At 47.6% G+C, this 1,024-nt stretch carries 7 tRNA genes and 1 rRNA gene; all 8 read left to right on the plus strand.

From position 1 onward, the window contains the following. Window positions 1–10: 10 nt before the first annotated feature. Window positions 11–127: ribosomal RNA gene (gene rrf, locus ACE1TI_RS21845) — 5S ribosomal RNA — on the plus strand. Between the two features lie 7 nt (window positions 128–134). After that, window positions 135–210 (plus strand) — tRNA-Val (locus ACE1TI_RS21850). 8 nt (window positions 211–218) lie between these two features. Further along, a tRNA-Thr gene (locus ACE1TI_RS21855) sits at window positions 219–294 on the plus strand. A gap of 87 nt (window positions 295–381) precedes the next feature. Then, window positions 382–457 (plus strand) — tRNA-Lys (locus ACE1TI_RS21860). Between the two features lie 10 nt (window positions 458–467). After that, window positions 468–542, plus strand: a tRNA-Gly gene (locus ACE1TI_RS21865). 7 nt (window positions 543–549) lie between these two features. Beyond that, window positions 550–626: transfer RNA gene (locus tag ACE1TI_RS21870), tRNA-Arg, on the plus strand. Window positions 627–669: 43 nt separating this feature from the next. Continuing rightward, window positions 670–746: transfer RNA gene (locus ACE1TI_RS21875), tRNA-Pro, on the plus strand. An 8-nt stretch (window positions 747–754) separates the two neighbouring features. Then, window positions 755–830: transfer RNA gene (locus tag ACE1TI_RS21880), tRNA-Ala, on the plus strand. Window positions 831–1,024: the final 194 nt, after the last annotated feature.

The following is a 1,024-nucleotide window of genomic DNA, read 5'->3' on the forward strand; positions in this document are numbered from 1 at the left end:
AACATCCCTGTCTGGTGACGATAGCGAAGAGGTTCCACCCGTTCCCATGCCGAACACGGAAGTTAAGCTCTTCAGCGCCGATGATAATGAAGGGGCAGCCCTTTGTGAAAGTAGGACGTTGCCAGGCTAACAGCGGAGGGTTAGCTCAGCTGGGAGAGCACCTGCCTTACAAGCAGGGGGTCGGCGGTTCGATCCCGTCACCCTCCACCATATTATGTGCCGGTCTAGCTCAATTGGTAGAGCAACTGACTTGTAATCAGTAGGTTGGGGGTTCAAGTCCTCTGGCCGGCACCATTTTGTCTTTTTTTATTTAAAAAGAATTAAGGTAATTAAATATCGAAGATAATTGAACATCGACATCTCAAGAAAATTTGTAAAGAGGAGCCATTAGCTCAGTTGGTAGAGCATCTGACTTTTAATCAGAGGGTCGGAGGTTCGAATCCTCCATGGCTCACCATTTCGTTTTTGCGGAAGTAGTTCAGTGGTAGAACACCACCTTGCCAAGGTGGGGGTCGCGGGTTCGAATCCCGTCTTCCGCTCCATTTTTGTGCGCCCGTAGCTCAATTGGATAGAGCGTCTGACTACGGATCAGAAGGTTAGGGGTTCGACTCCTCTCGGGCGCGCCATTTAGGATGCACTCGACGTATTGTATCCATTACAGATGCAATACGGGAAGTAGCTCAGCTTGGCAGAGCACTTGGTTTGGGACCAAGGGGTCGCAGGTTCGAATCCTGTCTTCCCGACCATTTATCATGGGGCCTTAGCTCAGCTGGGAGAGCGCCTGCTTTGCACGCAGGAGGTCAGCGGTTCGATCCCGCTAGGCTCCACCAAAAAATATTATAAAAGTTGTTGACAAGGTTTTGGCAACTTGTTATGATATTACTTGTCGCTTTGAAAAGAGCGAAAGAAGTTGTCCTTTGAAAATTGAATGAAAGTCAAGCGTCTGTTAATTTCTTTAACAAATTATTTTTAAGATACAGCTTGTATCAATCTCTTTTCATGGAGAGTTTGATCCTGGCTCAGG

This window comes from Alteribacillus sp. JSM 102045 (genome assembly GCF_041949975.1).
Lineage (GTDB): Bacteria > Bacillota > Bacilli > Bacillales > Marinococcaceae > Alteribacillus.